This is a genomic window from Pedobacter vanadiisoli, from assembly GCF_042684385.1.
Taxonomy (GTDB): Bacteria; Bacteroidota; Bacteroidia; order Sphingobacteriales; family Sphingobacteriaceae; genus Pedobacter; species Pedobacter vanadiisoli.
In genome coordinates this window covers 89,077-106,947 of sequence record NZ_JBHULL010000002.1, presented here as the reverse complement: position 1 = coordinate 106,947, position 17,871 = coordinate 89,077, and the positions used below count along the sequence as shown (strand labels likewise).

Here is a 17,871-nt window from a genome sequence, read left to right as displayed (position 1 = left end):
TATTTATTTATTTGATCAAGATCAACATATTCAAATCCTGGCTTTATGTAAAACATGGAAATACATGCTTTAAACAGTTATTTCATTTAACCGTATGTTAAATGGATGTTCGTAAGTATTATTATTTATACATATTTAAAATTATTGTAAAAATATTGAGATTAAATACTATACCTTTGTGTTGATAAATGAATAAAATGAATAAAATTAATGAGTCACATCATTAGTTTTTTCACCTTAAAAACCAAAGGTTTTAAGATTACGTATATCCCTAATCCGATAATAGCTATTTATAATACAGTGGTATCATTTCTTTAATGATACTCAATACATCATCATCTGCGTATGAATAAAAATTTACCCTCTCCATCTAGTTTTTCGTGCAATTTTTTTGGTAACAAAGTTGAATCAGCTAAACAATCCGCCTGTTGTTTAGGAAGGCTGATGCTTTTTTCCTTGTTATTTATTCTTGCCAATTTCGGAACTGCACTTGCACAAACTTACCGCACACATTATATCGCGCCTGCCCCTTGGCAGTATTGGAGTAATGCCAATGAACTTATTATATATACGAGTACAACAGGTACCTCGGTTAAGGTAAAAAAGAGTGACGGTACACTGATTACTACCTTAACACCTACTCCAACTACGCCCGCTGTGTATAGGTTTACAGGAAGTCCTACTTCTCTTGCACGTAATCCATTGAACACTGTGGTTAATGATCGAGGGATAATTCTGGAAGGCAATAACCCAATTTCAGTCAATGTACGTAACGTCGCTTCTGACGCAATTGGGGGGGCAGGAGATGCTAATATCAAGGGTAATGCGGCCTTATTTAGTTTTGGTGATGCCGCCATAGGTACATCTTTCAGAGTGGGGTATTACAGGGATGGGGATTTGGGTGGCCCTACTGCAAACAGTACTTCTACACCGGTTTATAGCATCATGGCTATAGAAAATAATACCACTGTTAAAATTAACGGTGTTGCAACCACCACGTTAAATGCCGGACAAAGCTATCTTTTTCAGGCAACATTGGGAAGTCTGGTAGAATCATCGGGACCGGCCGTAATGAACTCTGGGGTGAATGTGGATGCGCCAGCCGGTTGTGGAGATGGTGTATATAATCCTGTGCCTCCGGTTTCCTCGCTAAGTAATGAGTATGTGGTTGTTAGGGGTGCCGGAAATAATACCGCTGAGCAAACCACCGTTGTAGCATCTGAAGCAAATACAACTGTTACTGTTTCGAATTTTAATGTTAACGGAACTTTGGCCAGCACCAATACGTATAATTTAATTGCAGCCGGAAGTTTTATTACATTTCCTAATGGTGTATCGCCTAATCAGTATTCCGGTTCCCGTATTGTGTCAAATAAAAATATTGTGGCTTATTCTGGAACAGCAAATAACTGTGAAGTTGATATGGCTACTTTGGCTCCAACAAGTGCTTGCGGTGGAGGGTTACGGGCGCAGACCTACAAATTTAAAGGATACACAGGTAATGATCTGCCTTATTTTGGTTATATCATTACAAAAAGCGCTACAGATAAGGTTTACATTACAACAACGGGTAGTGCTACCACTAATTATACGAGCACAGATATAGAAACTATCCCAGGTGTTTCAGTAAGAAAACAGCTTGGTAGTTCCGGAAGTTATTTAATTACATTCAGTGATACAAATGTAAGTTCTCCTGAATTTATTACCCTAAACAGTGCCTCGAGAGTAACCATTGCCATCGTCCAAACAGGTGGTGGTTTTTCGATGTCTAATTTTATATCGCCTTTTCCTGAAAAAGCATTAAAGCCTCTCTTCTCACAGGTAGATTGTGCATCGGCCACATTAACTGCTGATCCGCTTGGTAAAGCACCTTTTCAGTGGTACCTGGGAGGCAATCCGATAGCAGGGGCAACAAATAGTACATACACCGCTGTTCAATCCGGAACTTATACAATGACATCTACTTTAGATTGCGGTGTTAGCGCACAGTCACTTCCTGTGTCTATTGCAATCTGCAATATTGATAGATCTATTGTTAAAACAGTGGACAATGCCTCTCCGGCTGTTGGTTCTACCGTAAAATTTACACTTACAGCATCTAATTTGGGTGTTGGTGATGCGGTTGGTGTTTCAGTAACTGATCAGTTGCCTTCGGGTTATACTTATTTGAGCAATACAGCATCATCCGGTACTCTTTATAACAGCAGTACAGGATTATGGTCGGTTGGAACTTTGGGACCAAATGCTACAGCAACGCTTGTCATTTCGGCAAGGGTAAATGCTACGGGTAGCTACACCAATACTGCTACTATTACCGGTACACAGAGTGATGCCAACACGGCCAACGATGTGAGTTCGGTAACACCTACACCAATTTCTACTATTAGTTTAACCTCTGCACCTTCAACTGATGCGCAGGTAAAGTGCTTAAATCCAAGCTCTGCAATTACACCGATAACTTATTCTATTGGTGGGTCAGCCACCGGAGCAGTTGTTACAGCTTTGCCAGCGGGCTTATCTGGTACATATGATGGAACAAACAAGGTATTTACCATTTCAGGCACGCCTACTGCGGCCACAAACGGACCTTTAGAATATACGGTTACTACAACCGGAGGATCTCCCAATGTTTCTGCAAAAGGAACCATTCAAATACTTGGGGTAGTTGCTACTCCTGTGTTTTCGGCTTCAAACGTTAATTTGCGTTGCCAGGGAGCCGGTACAAATACTTATGTTGCTACGGCTACTAACGCCACAACAATTACGTATTCGTTATCGCCTTCAACGGCCGGGGTAATTAATTCTAATACAGGAGAAGTAACTTGGTCTTCTTTATTTAATGGTACAGCTACAGTTACTGCTTCAGCAACAAATGGATGTAATACTACAACTGCAAATTATGCAGTTACAGTTACTTCGACCGGAACAATAACCGGAACCTCTACCGTATGTTCTGGCTCAAATGGTACGTTAACCTTAACTAATGGACCGGGTACCGTAGTGCGTTGGGAGTTTTCGCTAGATAATAATACGTGGACACCGATTAACAATCAAACCAACAGCCTAAACTATACCAATATTTCTCAAACAACCATTTACCGTGCAATTGTAAGTGGAGGAGCTTGTTCGAATGCTATTTCTGCACCATTTACCGTTAATGTTACGCCTAGGCCCGTTGTTGCAGATCAAAATTATAATTTCTGTGCAAGCGGCAGTTTTGTTTTTGCGCCGGTTGATCAGGCATCTGGTACAACCTACACCTGGCCTGCTCCGGTTCTTACAGGTGGTACGATTACTGGTCAGTCGGCAAGTGCTGGCAGTCAAAGTTCGGTTACCCAAAATAATTTAACCAATACAGGTACAACAACAGCCACATTGGTATATACAGTTACACCTACTTACTCGGGATGTTCTGGCAATACCTTTAAAATTACTGTTGTAATTACGCCAACAATAACAGTTTCAGCCGCAAATCCAGCCCCAATATGTGGATCGGGAACATTTAGTGTAACGCCAACCAGCAATGTAAGCGGAACGCAGTATACCTGGACGGCCGCCTTGATATCAGGAACAAATACTACCGGATTTAGCAATCAGAATGTGCCGGTATCTGCGCCAATCAGTCAAACTTTAATTAATAATTCTGCGACAGGTGCAACAGTTCGTTATACGGTAACTCCAACTTTAAATGGTTGTTCAGGTAATACGTTTACCTTTGATGTATTTGTTCAAAGCGCAACTACAGCTGGATCAATAGGTACTAACCAAACCATTTGTACCGGCACTGTACCTGCGCAATTAACTTCGGTATCTGCTGGTACAGGTGGGGGCACAATAACTTATCGTTGGGAAAGCTCAGCTAACGGATCAACATGGACAACCATAAGCGGACAGACAGGACCTAGCTACCAGCCACCTGCTTTAACTGCAACAACTTCTTACAGGAGAATTACGATTTCTACGGTTGCTAGCCCATCTTCTACTTGCGAATCAGCACCTACAACACCTGTCACCATAACAGTGAATGCGGTACCTACAACATCAAACGCTGGTAGCAATCAGGTGCAATATAATTCAGGTGTATTCACTTTGCAAGGTAATGCGCCGACATCTGGAACTGGCATTTGGACGGTAGTGTCCGGTACAGCAACCTTTGCCGATGCTTCAAACAGAAATACAACGGTAACCATACCAAAAAACTCAACTGCTACTTTAGCCTGGACGATAAGTAATGCGCCTTGTGCATCATCTTCATCCCAGGTGACTGTAACCTACACGGAAAGCACCGATTTACAGATTGCTAAAACCGTAAATAAAACAAATCCAACAGTTGGAGAAAATGTAACCTTTACTATTACTGCAACCAATAACGGGCCTAGTAATGCAACAGGTGTACAGGTAAACGACCTATTAAAAGCAGGCTATACCTTTGTAAGTGCCACTCCTGGAACAGGAACTTACAGTGCAGCTACAGGTGTTTGGACCATTGGGGCACTAAATAGTGGCTCTTCACAAACATTAAGTATTGTGGCTACGGTTAATGCTAATGCTACGGCGGCCAACTATGGTAACGATGCAAATATTACTGGCGCAGAAACAGATCCTACACCTGCAAATAATTCGACTTCTATTACCAATATCGTTCCGGTTCCTTCAATTGATTTATCATTAACTAAAACAGCGTCGCCAAAACCAGCTGTTGCAGGCAATGCTTTAACCTATACCATCACATTAACGAATAACGGTCCAAGCACCTTAAAGTCAACAGATGTTGTAAAGATTACCGATAATCTTCCAGCCGGCTTTACTGCAAATACTTTTACAGCATCAACAGGTACTTTTACCAGTGCAAATGGCAATTGGACAGGTTTAACTCTAGCAACCGGACAATCGGCAACTTTAACTATTGCAGGTACGCTTGCAGCAACTGCATCGGGTACCATAAGTAATACGGCGAGCGTGGCCGCACCAACGGGTACAGTTGATCCGAATTTGACCAACAACAGCCAAACAGATAATACAACCATTAACAGGCAGGTTGATTTAGCCCTAGCAAAAACAGCATCACCAAAACCGGTTGTAGCAGGGGGGACATTAACCTATACCATTACTTTAACCAATAACGGAAGCAGTGCGCTACTCTCAACTGATGTTGTAAATGTGGTGGATAACCTTCCGGCAGGATTTACTGCAACAACTTTTACTGCCGCTGCGGGTACTTATAACCAAACTAACGGAAATTGGACAGGCTTAACCTTAAGCAACGGGCAATCTACTACATTAACCATTGCCGGAACTGTTGCTGCCAATGCAAGCGGAACCTTAAATAACTCGGCAACAGTTACTGCACCATCGGGAACAACGGATACCAACACTGGTAATAACACAGCTACAGATGCAACAACAGTAAACCGTTCGATAGACTTTGCTATCGCAAAAACCTCAACACCAAATCCGGTAATTGCAGGCGAAGCATTAACTTATACCATTACGCTTACCAACAATGGCACAAGCCAGCTATTAAACACCGATATTGTTAAAGTTGTAGATGTTTTACCTGCTGGTTTTACCGCAACTGGTTACAACACTTCATCAGGTAGCTATAACAGCACAAATGGGAACTGGACCGGCCTAACTTTAAGCAACGGGCAATCGGCAACTTTAACTATAACCGGAACAGTAGCTGCTGCTGCAACAGGAAGTTTAAGCAATACGGTAACTTTAACTCCTCCGGCCGGAATAACCGACCCAAATACCACAAATAATACAGCTACCAATAGTACCACTATAAACGCCAAGCCAGTACTGGCCATTACCAAAACAGGATCTTCGGGCTTAACTGCTGGTTCGGCAGTAACATATACTTTAAGGATTGTAAATAATGGAAGCAGTAATGCTATAAATGCTGATATTACCGATGTGGTACCAACAGCCATACAAGGGGTAACCTGGACCAGTACCGCTGAAGGTACGGCTGCTGTTACCACAGGAGCATCTGGTAGCGGAAATAATGTTAATTTAAAAGTTAATATTCCGGCAGGAAGTGCAAATGCCATAAATGTGACCATTCAGGGAACAGTAAATCCGGGTGCAACCGGAAGCATTACCAATACGGCAACAACAACTCCTTCAGAACCACAGGGAACGGGAAGTACATCAAGTGTAAATTCCAATATTACGAGTACCTCTGGTGTTACCATTTCAAAAACTGCCGCATCATCAGAAACTGCAGGGAATACACTTAGTTATCAGATTCAGATTGCTAATAATGGTCCAAGTAATGCAACAGGTGTACAATTAGCTGATGTTGTACCGGCTTCTTTAACAAATGTAAGCTATACAAGCCAGGTATTGGGAGCAGCTACTGTAACAGCAGGTGCAACCGGCACAGGAAATAATATCAATCTTACCGGTAATATTCCGGCAGGAGCATCTAATAAAATCATTATCAATGTTACCGGTACTATTAAACCAGATTTTGAAGGTACCATTACCAATACTGCTACCGCCACACCGCAGGAAAGCGGTAGTACACCTGTAAATGCACAGGCCATAACCTCGGTAAGCAGAAAACCTGTATTTACCATTACTAAGAGTGGACCAAGTACCGCAATTGCAGGAAACAACATTGTTTATTCGATAATCGTAAAAAACACTGGGCCATCGAATAGCTTAAATACGGTAATTACTGATGTCATACCGTCATCAATAACGAATACGAGTTGGACCAGTGCTGTAACAGCAGGAACAGCAACAATTTCTGCCGGGGCAACAGGTACAGGTAATAACCTGAGTTTAACCGGAAGTTTCCAGGCCAACAGTACGGTTCAGATTACTGTATCCGGAAAAATAGCGAGCAATGCATCGGGTAGTATTACCAATACCGCAACGGTTACTCCGGCAGAAAGCGGTGTACCGCCAACTACCTCGAGCCCTGTTAACACTTCGTTAACCACTCAATCGGGTTTAACGGTATTAAAAAGTGCGCCTTCTACTCTGATCTCCGGAGCAAATATCAGCTATACAATAGAGATAGGAAATAACGGGCCAAGCGATGCCATCAACGCAACTCTAAGTGATGCCATTTCTGCCCAGGTTTTAAATCCAACCTGGACATCAACTGTTCAGGGGGCGGCAGTAATTAATGCTGGCGCAACAGGTAGCGGCAATAACCTGCAAACAGGGGTAACCATTCCGGCAGGTGCAGCAAATAAAGTAATTGTGACGGTTACCGGAAAGGTAAATCCGGCATTTAACGGTACCTTGAGCAATACCGCAACTGTAACCGCGACAGAGACAGGAAGTCCTTCTCCATCATCAACAACTAGTACAACGGTTAATAGAACACCAACTGTAGCGATTACTAAAAATGGTCCTACGGCATTAACAGCGGGAGAGAATATTACTTACACCCTGGATGTATTTAATACCGGTACCGCTGATGCTCAAAATCTAAGCATAGCCGATGCCGTTTCCAACCAGGTGAGCAATGTAACGTGGACAGCTACTGCCACAGGTAATGCACAAGTATTAACAGGCGCAAGCGGAACCGGAAATACCGTAGCAATTACGGGTAACCTACCTGCCGGAAATGCAAACCACATTACCGTGACCATTACAGGTAAGGTAAGTGCGGCATTAAATGGTAGTTTAGCGAATACGGCAACTGCAACGCCATCAGAAAGTGGAACAACGCCTGCAACATCAACCGTTAACACTAATGTTAGTAAAATACCAGTTTTAGCTATACAGAAAACAGGACCGTCATCTATCAATGCCGGAGAACAGATCAGTTATACCATTACGGTTACCAACCAAGGTACGGCCAATGCAAATGCATCGGTAATTACTGATGCCATTCCGGCAAGTATTTTAAACCCATCATGGACAACTTCCGTAACCGGAACTGCTGTTGTTACAGCAGGTCCCACTGGAAGTACAAATGCGGTTAGTGTAACAGGTGATATCCCTGCAGGAGCAGCAAATAAAATTGTAATCACCGTAACCGGAACTGTAGATGCGGGTACTGCGGCAACCAGTATTGCAAATAGCGCTACAGTTACACCTGCAGAGAGTGGTGCTACAGCTAAAACGTCTAATACGGTAACCACTTCGGTAGGTAAATTACCATCAATCAGCTTAACTAAAACCGGACCGGCAACGGCTAAAGCTGGCGAAACGGTTACTTATATTATTGAAGCGGTTAATAACGGACCTTCAAATGCCAGCAACTTAAGTATTACTGATGCCATACCAACACAATTAACAGGTGTAACCTGGACAGCGGTGGCTGCGGGAACATCTACCGTGAGTGCAGCGTCGGGTACCGGAAATGTAAGTTTAACCAGCAACTTAAAGGTAGGTACTGCAAATAAAGTAACGATAACGGCAACAGGAACTATTTCTGCTGCTCAAAGTAACGTAACGATTACGAATCAGGCGGTGGCCACACCAACTGAAGCAGGTATATCTCCTGTTAATTCAAATGCGGTAAACACTGCTATTTCTAATAAAAGTGGACTTTCTATAGTTAAAACGGGTCCTTCGTCAATAAATGCAGGGGAGAACGTAGCCTATACTTTAACCATTAAAAATGCGGGGCCTAGTAATGCGGTAGGAGCGGTAATTGCAGATAATATTCCAGCTGGTATTACCAATGTAAGCTGGTCGGCTACAAGTGCGGGTTCAGCAACTATAACATCTGGGGCTACTGGTACGGGTAACAATTTAAGCGTTACCGCAAATATACCATCAGGGGCTTCAAATATTATTAACATCAATATCACGGGTAAATTAAGTGCTGGCTTTACAGGTACTTCTATCAGTAATACAGCAATTGTTACACCTTCTGAAGCTGGTAATCCACCAGTTAGTTCAAATACGCTTACCAGTACAGTTGGTAAACAGGCAGACTTAAGGATAACAAAAGCTGGTCCGGCTACTGCCATTGCAGGTGAGCAAATTACTTACACACTTACGGTTACCAATGCAGGGCCAAGTGACGTAACTGCGGCACAGATTGTAGATAACTTTAGCGCAGATTTACTGAATCCAACCTGGACTGTTGCCACGCAGGGAACAGCTACTGCAAGTGTGGCAAATGGAACCGGAAATGTTAATATTACCGGAAACTTAAAGGCTTCCAATACAGATCAGATTGTTATAACCGTAACAGGAAGAGTTAATCCATCATTTCTTGGAACACTTTCTAATACGGCTACAGCGACTCCGCCAGCCGGTACAACAGATCCAAGTTTGGCCACAAGTACAGTAAACACTTCAGTTACTAAAAAGGCCAATGTAAGGATTATAAAATCAGGTCCGGCGAATGTTGGGGCAGGCGAAACAATTCAGTATACTTTAAGGATTTATAACAGTGGGCCGAGCGCGGCTGTAAATACAGTTATTAAAGATAATATCCCTACAGAAATAATAAGCAATATAACGTGGACTGTTGCGACAACCGGAGCTGCCAGCGCATCGGTAAGCAGTGGTACCGATCGAAATATCAATTTTGTAGCAACCATTCCACCAACACTTACAGATTATGTTGAAGTAACGATAAGGGGTAAAGTAGATCCTGCAATCTTCAATGGGTCTAGTTTGATCAATACTGCAACAGCAACGGTTGCTAATGACACTACTGATCCTGATTTATCTGATAATACCTCTACCAAGGTTACTACGGTAGATAATGACCCGGTATTCAGGGTTTCGAAATCAGGACCAGCAAATGCCAACATTGGCGATCCTATTTTTTACACCATTGTAGTAAATAATACCGGTCCAGGAAACATTACAAATGCGTTTATTGTGGATAATGTGCCTAGTGATATACAGGTGACAAAATGGACGGCCACAACTACAACCGGAGCGACCATTACCGGATCGAATTCAGGTACTACAAACTCTATTTCAACTACCGGTGATATCAACAGCGGACCAGGAACAATAACAATTAATGTTGAAGGTGTTATTCTTCAAACTGCCAGATCTTCTTTTACTAATACCGTAAACGTAACTTCAGGAAATGTTAAAGAGAGCTCAGTAACAACTACTATCAATAAATCAACCGATATTGCGATCAGTAAAACAGGTCCTCAGACCGTTTCGGCAGGAGAAAATGTTTCCTATTCGATTAAAGTAGTTAATAATGGGCCGGTTAACGTAGCTGGCTTAACCATTACCGATTTAGTGCCAACTACACTTACCAATGTAAGCTGGACAGCAACGACTAGTGGAACAGCAACAATTTCAGGTAACACCAACGGAACAGGCAATTCTATTTCAATACTTGGAAATATCGATGCTGGCTCAGCAAATTTTATTACTGTTGTAGTTAATGGAAAAATTCCTTCAAATAGTACGGCAACTTCACTATCTAATGTGGCCTCTGTTTCTCTACCTGACGGTATTACAGATTTTAACACTGCAAATAATAGTGCTACTGCAAATACAACAGTATTAAATACGCCAAGCTTGGTCGTACAGAAAAGCGGACCAAGCACCGCTGCTTCTGGTACTCAAATAAATTATACCATTACCGTAAGCAACAATGGACCAAGTGATGCAACGGCAGTAAATATTGCAGATGCGATCCCAACAGATATTACCAATGTAAGCTGGACAGCTTTAGCAAATGGTACAGCTTCAATTACTTCAGGTGCAAGCGGTAGCGGAAACAATGTAGCGGTTGTTGGAAATATTCCTTTTGCATCAGGCAATACCATTACCGTCAATGTTGTTGGGACCATAAATCCTGCTTTTGCCGGAAATATATCAAATACGGCATCGGCAAAAATTGGTGCTGGCGGAACGCCGGTAAATTCACCTACTGTTACAACGGTAGTGGCTAAACAAACCAATTTAAGCGTAATTAAATCAGGACCTGCAACATTAAGTGCTGGTTTACCGATCAGTTACACTATAGAAGTAACCAATGCTGGCCCAAGCAATGCCAATGGGACGGTAATTACCGATGCGATTCCGGCAGCGATACAAAATGTAACGTGGAGTACTACTGTTACTAATGGGGCATCAGTAAGTGCGGGAGCTACCGGAAGCGGAAATACACTATCTGTAACCGGAAATATTCTGGCAGGTGGTAATTCAAAAATATTGATTACCATAAATGGTGTTGTGGCCTCTAATGCAACTGCAAACCTTGTAAATAGTGCTACAGCTACTCCTGCAGAACCCGGCAACCCGGCTGTGGTTTCTACACCTGTAACAACAGTGCTGCAGAGAACTCCAGGTTTAGCGCTTTCTAAATCGGCACCTGGTACGGCATCTAGCGGACAACAGATTACGTACACTTTAAAATTAACCAATACAGGACCATCTGATGCTGTTAACACTACCATTGCCGATGTGGTTCCATCTGATATCAGTAATGTACAATGGACAGCAACGGCCAGCAATGGAGCTGTAATTAATGGAACGGCTTCGGGTACAACCAATAATGTTTCAGCTTCAGTAAATGTTCCGGTAAATGGCGTAATCAATATCGTTATAACCGGTACAATTAATCCAACTTATGTTGGCACCCTTGTAAATAATGCTTCAGCAACTCCGTCAGAACCTGGTGTTGCTGCCAAAACAGCCAGTGCTACAACAACGGTCTCGGCTATGGTTAGCCCGGTAATAACTAAAAGCGGTCCAACAACAGCTTTAGCCGGTGAGGAAATCAATTACCAGATCCGTGTTCGGAATAACGGACCAAGTACAGCTTTGAATGCTGTGATTACAGATGCGGTTTCGAATAATTTAACCAATGTTCAATGGACCGCCACGGCTTCGGGTAATGCGGTTATCAATGCCGGGAATTCGGGAAGTACCAATTCGATCAGCGTAAATGCCAACCTCCCTGCCGGTACAAATGATGTGATCATCATCAATATTAAGGGAATAATAAGCAGTTCGTTCTCCGGTACAATTTCGAACTCTGCTACAATTACTCCATCAGAAGCTGGAAGCACACCAGTTACTTCGGCAGCTGTGGTCACTACGGTGAGCCGAAAACCGATACTAAAAATCAGTAAAGTAGGTCCTGCAACTTTAACAGCAGGTAATACCATTAATTACCTGATTAATGTAAGCAACGATGGAACGGGTAATGCAGTGAACTTAAGTGTGGCAGATATTGTACCTGCTGCAATTACTAATGTTGCTATTACAGCAAGCAGCACCGGAAATGCTACCATTACCAGCAGCAACGTTACAGGAAATAATATTTCGGTAACAGGAGATATCAGTGCCGGAAACGGTAATGGTTTTACCATTTTGGTGAGTGGAAAAGTTCCATCAAATTATAGCGGTACATTGACGAATACAGCAACGGCTACACCTTCTGAGGCTGGAGCTGCGGCTTCATCTGCAACTGCCAGTACAGTAGTAAGCAGGGTACCGGTGCTCGAAATTATTAAAACCGGACCAGCTACTGCAAATGCTGGTGCTGTAATAGAGTACATTGTTACTGTAAGGAATACCAGCACAAGCGATGCCCTTGCATCGGTAATTACAGATGCTGTACCGTCAGGACTCCAAAATGTAAGCTGGACTACAAGTGTTGCCGGAACTGCAACGGTTACTTCAGGAAGTACAGGAACAGGCAATTCGGTTTCATTAACAGCTAATATTCCTGCCGGCTCAACCAATGTGGTAAGCATCTCTATAAAAGGACTTATTCCTTCGGGTGCGACTGGAAGTTTGTCCAATACGGCGGTAGCGACTCCTGCTGAAGCGGGAACAAACGCTGCTACATCGGCTACTGTAACAACAACAATCCAAACCAGTACCGACCTGTATGTAACCAATACGGTTGCCAATGCCTTCTTAAAAGTTGGCCAAAATGCAGTATTTACCGTAACAGCTGGTAATAATGGTCCTAGTGATGCAACAGGAGTAAGTGTTTCGGATTTATTACCTGCAGGATATCAGTTCGTATCCGCTTCAGCCACACAAGGTACCTATAATCAATCTACAGGGGTATGGACAGTTGGTAACTTAAACAGTGGTGCAAGTCGTGTGTTAACCATTACTGCAACATTAAAATTAGGAACCGATTATAATACGACTGCCACCATTTCCGGTGCACAAAATGACCCTGTTACCAGTAACAATAAAGCATCTGCCGGAATAACTGCTGTAAACAGTGATCCGGTTTTAACTGCTGATGCCAAATCGACTAACGAAGATGTAACATTAACCGTTAATGCTGCAAATGGTGTATTGAGCAATGATAGCGATATAGACAATAATACTTTAACCATAACGAAATACAGCGTTGCAGGGGTAGATTATGCTCCGGGTTCTTCAAACCTGATTACTGGTGTTGGTACCATTACACTTAACGCCGACGGCAGTTATGTTTTTGTACCTGTAGCCAATTATAATGGTACAGTTCCGGCCATTACCTATACCGTAAGTGATGGTAATGGCGGTACGGCGAGCAGCACGCTGAGTATAACCGTTAATCCGGTAAATGATGCACCTTCTTTTGCAAAAGGTGCCGATCAACTTGTAAATGCAAATGCTGGTGCGCAAACAGTAAACAATTGGGCTACAGCTATTTTAGCTGGCCCACCTGATGAAGTTGCAAACCAGACCGTTAATTTTGTAGTAAGCAATAACAGTAACACATCATTTACGGTACAACCTGCTATTGATGCTTCAGGAAACTTAACTTACACTCCTTCAGGGAATTTTGCAGGCAAGGTTACAGTAACTGTGGTGTTAAATGATAATGGAGGTACGGCAAATGGTGGTGTAGACCAAAGTGCAGCACAAACTTTTATCATTTCCATTAAGCCTGTAGGGGTAACTGATAACATCAATACTTTGGTGAATACCCCGGTAACGACCGATGTTAGGGCCAATGATGGAGTAACAGCCAGCAATACAACTGTTTTAGCGGGTAATGGTGCACATGGTACTACCACCGTTGATGCGAGCGGAAAAGTTACCTATACACCAAATGCAGGTTATACCGGAACGGATAGTTATACTTATACCTTAACAACAGCCGATGGGGTAGTAAGCGATCCGATTACGGTTAATGTGAACATCTATCCAACTGTTGTATTGTCTGGACCAACATCAGTTAATGAAAATGTGGGTACAGTTAATTATACCGTTACCCTTACAGGAACAGCTGGAACAACTTTGGCATCGCCAGTAACTGTGGTGACCGGAATAACACCGAATACCGCAAGTGCTGCAGATTACAACTTTAACAGTTCAACTATTACCTTCCCGGCAGGATCGGTTGTTGGAACGGCAAGTGGTACCATCACTTTCTCTGTAACCATAGTTGATGATAATATTCTTGAGAATACAGAAGATTACACAGTTTCTATTGGATCGATTACTGGCCCGGCATCTCTAGGTAATGCCACTGTAACCACTTCTATTGTGGATAACGATACCTCGGTAGCTACGATTACTGCTGGTACTTCAGGCAGCGAAAACGGTCCTGTAAACGGAACCTTTACGGTAACGCTGAGCAACCTTTCGTCAACTGATACCCAGATTACCTATACTTTGGGTGGAACGGCCACAGAGGGCAGTGATTACTCGGCCATTGTGACCAAGACCATTACCATCCCGGCAGGGCAGACTACGGGAACAATTACCATCCCGGTATTGACCGACAATATTGTTGAAGGCACTGAGACGGTTGTGGCTACTTTAACGGCATCAAGCAACCCGAATGTGACGGTAAGCAATAGCCCTGCAACGATCAACATTACTGACAATACCACCGCCACGGTAACCGTTGCAGCCACTAAAGATGGTGCAGAACCAGGCACAGCTGGTGAGTTCACCTTTACCTTAAGTAATGCATCGACCACCGATACGCAGATTACCTACAGTGTTGGTGGCACGGCTACCAGCGGATCGGATTATACTTCGNACAGAAACAGTGATCTTAACGATGGCAGCTGCTACCAGCAACCCATCGATTACGGCAAGTACGGTACCGGCTACGGTTAATATTACTGATAACGATACCTCGGTAGCTACGATTACTGCTGGTAGTTCAGGCAGCGAAAACGGTCCTGTAAACGGAACCTTTACGGTAACGCTGAGCAACCCTTCGTCAACTGATACCCAGATTACCTATACTTTGGGTGGAACGGCAACAGAGGGCAGCGATTACTCGGCCATTGTGACCAAGACCATTACCATTCCAGCAGGGCAGACTACGGGAACAATCACCATCCCGGTATTGACCGATAACATTGTTGAAGGCACTGAAACCGTTGTAGCTACCTTAAGCATATCAAGTAACCCGAATGTGACGGTAAGCAATAGCCCTGCAACGATCAACATTACTGACAATACCACCGCCACGGTAACCGTTGCAGCCACTAAAGATGGTGCAGAACCAGGCACAGCTGGCGAGTTCACCTTTACCTTAAGTAATGCATCGACCACCGATACGCAGATTACCTACAGTGTTGGTGGTACAGCTACCAGCGGACTGGATTATACCTCTATCGGTACAACGGTAACCATCCCTGCCGGACAGACTTCTGTAAGGGTAAGTGTGCCTGTACTGGATGATAACATTGCTGAAGGAACAGAAACAGTGATCTTAACGATGGCAGCTGCTACCAGCAACCCATCGATTACGGCAAGTACGGTACCGGCTACGGTTAATATTACTGATAATCGTGCCCCTGTTGCAACAGCACCAGCTATTACCACTAACGAAGATACCCCGGTTAATGGAATCATTACCGCTAGTGATCCTGATGGCAACCCACTTACCTACACGATAACCACGCCACCTGTTCATGGAACGGTAACTGTAAACCCTGATGGTACTTATACCTATACACCTGCTCCAAATTACAATGGTACTGATACCTTTACGGTAACCGTAAGTGATGGTAAAGGTGGTACGGTAACTGTAACCGTTCCGGTAACCATTAACCCTGTGAATGATGCGCCTGTTGCAACTGCACCAGCCATTACCACACCGCAAAATACAACGGCCAGCGGAACAATAACCGCAAGCGATGTAGATGGCGATCCACTTACCTTTACCCTAACTACACCTCCTGCTCATGGTACAGTAGTGGTAAATGCCGATGGCACTTATACCTATACTCCAACTCCGGGTTATGTGGGTAATGATACTTTCACTGTAACTGTAAGCGATGGTAAGGGTGGTACCACAACCGTAACTATTCCGGTAACGGTAACTTTGGTACCGGCACCAGCAATGAGTTTAACCAAAGTAGCAACCAACACAGTAAGCAAAGCCGGTGATGTAATTAATTACAACATCGTAGTAACCAATACGGGTAATGTAGCTTTAACAAATGTTGTAATTACTGATGCAGGCGCCGATCCGGGATCGATCTTACCAGCCGGTATTGCAAGTTTATTACCAGGTGCAAGCGTAACAGTTACAGCGAAACATACCGTAACTTTAACTGAAGTAAATACAGGTTCGTTTGCCAACCAGGCTTCGGCAACTGCCCAAACACCAAATGGCGGTACTTTAAATAAACCAAAATCTGATGATCCGAATACACCGGCCGTTGATGATGCTACAGTAACGGTAATTGCTCCGGCATCAACCATTACTTTGGTTAAAACCGGTACTTTGAGTAGCGACGGTAATAGTATTACTTATAACTTCAGTGTAAAAAACACCGGAAATGTAACTTTACATATCATTACCTTAACAGATGCCAAATTAGGCTTAAACAGAGTGATTCCTGGAACACTCGCGCCTGGAGCAACTGTAACTGATAGCTATGTGTATCAACTAACTCAAGCTGATAAGGATGCGGGCAATGTTACCAATACAGCTAGCGTTGCAGCTCAAACACCAGCTAATGTTACGGTAAAAGATGTATCCGGAACGGCCGAGAATAACGATACGCCAACTGTTACAGTAATTCCGAATACCGCTGCAATAGCACTGGTTAAAACTGCCACATTTAGCGGTAACAAGGTTACTTATACCTTTACCATTAAAAATACAGGTTCGGTTACCTTGAATAACATTACTTTAACAGATGCTAAACTGGGCTTAAACAATAAGGTGATTACTGTAGCCGGCGGACTTGCCCCTGGAGCAACTACCACTGATGTTGAAGTATACACCTTAACACAGGCCGATAAAGATTTGGGTACGGTAACCAATACGGCAAGCGTAAATGCCAGAACAGCCGATGGTGCTAATGTTTCTGATATTTCCGGAACATCTGAAAGCAATAATTCCGCTACGGTTATTACGGTCCCTAAATCGCCAAGAGCAATTGATGATGAGGGTGGTACCGTAACCAATAAACCGGTTACCATTAATGTACTGGCTAATGACGATCCTGGAAATTCTACTCTTGATCAGTTAACGGTCGAAATTATGATTCAGCCTAAACATGGTAAAGTGACGGTAAATGCTGATGGTACCATCACCTACACACCTGATCCGGGTTATACCGGCAATGATACCTTTAGCTACCGCGTAAGAGATGCTTTTGGTTATTATACAAACGTAGCTGCAGTAAACTTAAATACTACTTTTACCGGTCTTACCATACCAAACCTGTTTACACCAAACGGCGACGGTATAAATGATACCTTCGAGATTTTGGGTATTAATCAGTACCAAACCAACGAACTCACCATTGTTAACAGATGGGGTAACGAGGTGTTCCGTGCTAAAGGTTATCAAAATAACTGGACAGGTGAAGGTTTGAATGAAGGTACTTACTACTACTTACTGCGTGTTAAAAAAGCAGGAAGTGACCAGTACGAAGTGTTTAAAGGTTACATTACATTAATCAGAGCGTTTAAAAAATAAGATATGAGGCTTGTACAGCCTGGTTAAACCAGGCTGTACTTTAAGAT

Annotated in this window: 2 protein-coding genes; both read left to right on the top strand. The window is 43.2% G+C overall.

All coding sequences use genetic code 11. The features are described from left to right. Positions 1-345: 345 nt before the first annotated feature. On the top strand, positions 346-14,994 hold the full coding sequence (locus ACFSR6_RS00785) for a DUF7927 domain-containing protein (RefSeq protein WP_379073777.1): 14,649 nt from the start codon (positions 346-348) through the stop codon (positions 14,992-14,994). Next, positions 14,936-17,824: a DUF7507 domain-containing protein gene (locus ACFSR6_RS00780; protein ID WP_379073776.1), complete on the top strand. Its 2,889-nt coding sequence runs from the start codon at positions 14,936-14,938 to the stop codon at positions 17,822-17,824. The genes ACFSR6_RS00785 and ACFSR6_RS00780 overlap by 59 nt, the downstream gene beginning before the upstream one ends. Positions 17,825-17,871 lie beyond the last annotated feature (47 nt).

What these genes read in the sequence shown, in the direction of transcription:
- ACFSR6_RS00780 (WP_379073776.1), top strand. Translation starts at nt 14,936, where the DNA reads ATGGCAGCTGCTACCAGCAACCCATCGATTACGGCAAGTACGGTACCG.